This window comes from Rathayibacter tanaceti (assembly GCF_001634385.1).
Classification (GTDB): Bacteria; Actinomycetota; Actinomycetes; order Actinomycetales; family Microbacteriaceae; genus Rathayibacter; species Rathayibacter tanaceti.
Genome location: NZ_LIIN01000177.1, coordinates 1 through 4,002 on the forward strand (window position 1 = coordinate 1; position 4,002 = coordinate 4,002).

A 4,002-nucleotide genomic window follows, 5' to 3' on the forward strand; every position below is an offset into this window, starting at 1 on the left:
GCGACCACTGTAGCCACGACCACCAGCACCACGGCCGCTCCGGCCCCCACCCGCCAGCGCGGCCGGGCCCGCCGGGGCCGCAGCAGCTCCGTCAGCTGCTCCTCGTCCGTCCCACTGGTCTCCCGCATCCGACGACGGTAGGAGGCCGGTCAGCACCTCTGACGGCCGTCGACGCCGATCCGGGGAGAGCCCGACGATCCACCCGCTGTGGAGGAGCATCGACACCGGGCAAACGCCGCAGCACGCACACCGGGGCCCCTCCCACGCCAGGAGGAGCCCCGTCACCGGACCGAGGCGGCTACACCGCCTTCGTCACCAGGTTCACGAGCCGCGGCGCCCGCACGACGGCCTTCACGACCTCACGCTCGACCAGCGCCCGCGCCACGCCGGCGGTCGCCCGCGCACGCTCCTCGAGCTCGTCCGACGAGATCTTCGGCGACACCTCCAGGCGGTCGCGGACCTTGCCGTCGACCTGGAGGATCGCGGTCACGGTTTCGTCGACCAGCAGCGTCGGGTCCGCCTTGCGCCAGAGTGCGTGCGCGACCGTGCCCTCGTAGCCGAGGCGGTGCCACATGTCCTCTGCCGTGTACGGCGCGAACAGGTTGAGGGCCATCGCGACCACCTCCGTGGCCTCGCGGACCGCAGGATCACCGGCTCCGGCGCCCGAGTCGACCACCTTGCGGGTCGCGTTGACGAGCTCCATCAGGCGCGCGACCACGACGTTGAACTTGAAGGCCTCGATCAGGGACGGGGACTCCGCGAGGAAGCGGTGGGTCTGCCTGCGCAGCGCCGCGTCGCCGTTCTTCCACTCGACATCGGGCTTCGACGTGACGTCCTTCGCCAGGCGCCAGGCCCGGGCGAGGAACTTGCCGCTGCCGCCGGGCGAGACGTCGGCCCAGTCGATGTCGTCCTCCGGCGGGCCGGCGAACGCCATCGTCAGGCGCACGGCGTCGACGCCGAACTCGTCGAGCTGGTCCGAGAGGCGGACGATGTTGCCCTTCGACTTCGACATCGCGGCGCCGTCCATCTGCACCATGCCCTGGTTGAGCAGGGCGGTGAACGGCTCGGTGAACGACACATAGCCCAGGTCGAACAGCACCTTGGTGATGAAACGGGCGTACAGCAGGTGCAGGATCGCGTGCGTCACGCCTCCGACGTACTGGTCGACCGGCGCCCACTTCTCGGCGAGCCTCGGATCGAACGCCTGGGTGTCGTCCTTCGGCGAGAGGAAGCGGAGGAAGTACCACGAGGAGTCGACGAAGGTGTCCATCGTGTCCGGGTCGCGGCGCGCCGGCGAGCCGTCGACGGGGTGCGGCACGTTCACCCAGTCCTCCGCTGCTCCGAGCGGCGACGAGCCCTTGGGCTGGAGGTCGAGGCCGTCGGTCGAGGGCAGGACGACGGGCAGCTGATCCTCCGGGACCGGCACGAGCTCGCCGTCGGCCCCATGGATGATCGGGATGGGCGTGCCCCAGTAGCGCTGACGCGAGATGAGCCAGTCGCGCAGGCGGTAGTTCTTGGCGGCGCGTCCACGGCCGCGCTCCTCCAGCAGCTTGATGACCCGCTCGATCGCCGTGCGCTTCGAGAGGCCGTCGAGCGGCCCGGAGTTGATCAGGCGCCCGTCGCCGGTGAGCGCCTCACCCGTCGTCGCGGGGTCGAGCGAGTACTCCTTCTCGAGCGCGGCCAGCTCGTCCGGGTCCTCCGGGATCACCGGGATCGCGCCCGTGACGGAGGCGTTCGTGTCGACGACCACGCGCACCGGCAGGTCGAACGCGCGGGCGAAGTCGAGGTCGCGCTGGTCGTGCGCGGGCACCGCCATCACGGCGCCGTGGCCGTAGTCCGAGAGCACGTAGTCAGCGGCCCAGATCGGCAGCCGCTCGCCGTTCACCGGATTCACGGCGTAGCGGCCGAGGAACACGCCCGTCTTGGGCCGGTCGGCCGTCAGCCGCTCGATCTCGCTCGACTTCTGCACCGTGTCGAGGTAGGCGCGGAAAGGATCCCGCACCGCGGGGTCTCCGCCCTCGACCAGCTCGGAGGCGAGGTCGGAGTCCGGGGCGACCACCATGAAGGTCGCACCGTAGAGGGTGTCGGGGCGCGTCGTGAACACGGTCACGCGCTCCTCGCGGCCCTCGATCTCGAACTCGACATCGGCGCCGATGGAGCGGCCGATCCAGTTGCGCTGCATGGCGATGACCTTCGACGGCCAGGAGCCCTCGAGCTGGTTCAGGTCGTCGAGCAGCCGGTCCGCGTAGTCGGTGATCTTGAAGTACCACTGCGTGAGCTTCTTCTTGACCACGACCGCGCCCGATCGCTCGGAGGTGCCGTCGGCGAGGACCTGCTCGTTGGCGAGGACGGTCTGGTCCACCGGGTCCCAGTTGACCCAGCTGTCCTTGCGGTAGGCGAGGCCCTTTTCGTACATCTTGAGGAACAGCCACTGGTTCCACTTGTAGTACTCGGGGTCGGAGGTGTGCAGCACGCGGTCCCAGTCGAAGGACGCGGCGTAGCGCTTCATCGAGCGCTTCTGCTGCTCGATGTTGTCGTAGGTCCAGGTGACCGGGTTCAGCCCGCGCTTGATCGCCGCGTTCTCGGCGGGCAGGCCGAAGCTGTCCCAGCCGATCGGGTGCAGCACGGTGAAGCCCTGCTGCCGCCAGTAGCGCGCGATCACATCGCCCAGCGCGTAGGCCTCGGCGTGGCCCATGTGCAGGTCGCCCGAGGGGTAGGGGAACATGTCGAGCACGTACTTGCGGGGGCGCTTGTCGCCCTCCGCATCGGTCGCGAACGGGCGAGTCTCCTCCCAGATCGGGAGCCACTTCTCCTGGAGCGCGCGGAAGTCGTAGCGCTCCTCGTCGTTCGCGCCGGTCTGCCGGGAGGTCTCTTCTGCCACAGGTGCTTCTCACTTCTGAAAAAAAGGGGGGAGAACGCGAGCGCGGGGGCGGCCGCGTTCGACCCTCAACCCTACTGGCCCGGCGAACACGGCAGACGAAGCGGGCGCCCGCTCACTCCTGGCCGACGCCCAGCACGGCCAGCAGCGCCCGCGCCTTGAGCCGGGTCTCCTCGACCTCCTCCGCGGCGACCGAGAGCGCCGTGATCCCGCCGCCGGTGCCCAGTCGTGCGCACTCGTCGTCGAGCACGAGCGTGCGGATCGTCATCGCGAGGTCGAGGGAGCCGTCGGAGCCGAGCCGCCCGAAGGTGCCGGAGTAGACGCCCCGCGGCCCCGCCTCCCACTCGCGCAGCAATTCGACGGCCCGCCGCTTGGGCGCGCCCGTCATCGAGCCCGCGGGGAACAGCGCGGCGATCAGCGCAGCGACTCCGACCCCGGGCGCGCGCTGCGCCGAGACCTCGCTGACCAGCTGGTGCACCTGCGGGTAGCTCTCGACCTCGAGAAGGCGGTCGACAGCGACCGACCCGGTGACCGCCACGCGCGCCAGGTCGCTGCGCACGAGGTCGACGATCATCACGTTCTCGGCACGCTCCTTGACGCTCCCGACGAGCTCCTCGCGCAGCGCCCGGTCCTCCGCGGCGTCCCTCCCCCGCCGGCGGGTGCCCTTGATCGGATGCGTCGCCACGCGACCCTCGGCGGTGCCGGTGAGGAAGCGCTCGGGCGAGGCGCTGACCAGCGAGCGCCCGCCGAACCGGATCAGCCCGCCGTGATGGCTCGGACTGGAGCGGCGCAGCCGCCGATAGCACTCGACCGGGTCGAAGCGCCCCGTCACCACGATCTCGTTCGTCAGGCACAGCTGGTAAGCGTCGCCAGCGCGGATCGCGTCCTGGCAGCGCTCGATCAGCGCGGTGTAGGCGCCGGGCGTGTGTCGCCAGCGCACCGCGCCCGCCGGCTCGGGCGGGCCGGCCCCGGCACGGCCGCTGGACCAGTCGCGAGCGCCCTCACCGCTCGGGCCGTCTCCTCCACATCGGTCGTGCCGACCACGCGGAGGCGGTGGTGAGCGGTGATCGAACTCGAGCACGGGATCCCCGCGCAGCAGCGCCAGCGCGGGCGGATCCCCGGCC

Annotated in this window: 2 protein-coding genes; both read right to left on the reverse strand. The window is 70.9% G+C overall.

Translation table 11 applies throughout. From position 1 onward, the window contains the following. Nucleotides 1-298: 298 nt before the first annotated feature. On the reverse strand, nucleotides 299-2,881 hold the full coding sequence (gene leuS / locus ACH61_RS14255) for a leucine--tRNA ligase (RefSeq protein ID WP_068213288.1): 2,583 nt from the start codon (nucleotides 2,879-2,881) through the stop codon (nucleotides 299-301). A 112-nt stretch (nucleotides 2,882-2,993) separates the two neighbouring features. Beyond that, nucleotides 2,994-4,002, reverse strand: a 1,009-nt coding sequence (locus ACH61_RS14260) for an anthranilate synthase component I family protein (RefSeq protein WP_153038909.1), incomplete at its 5' end; no start/stop codon positions are given.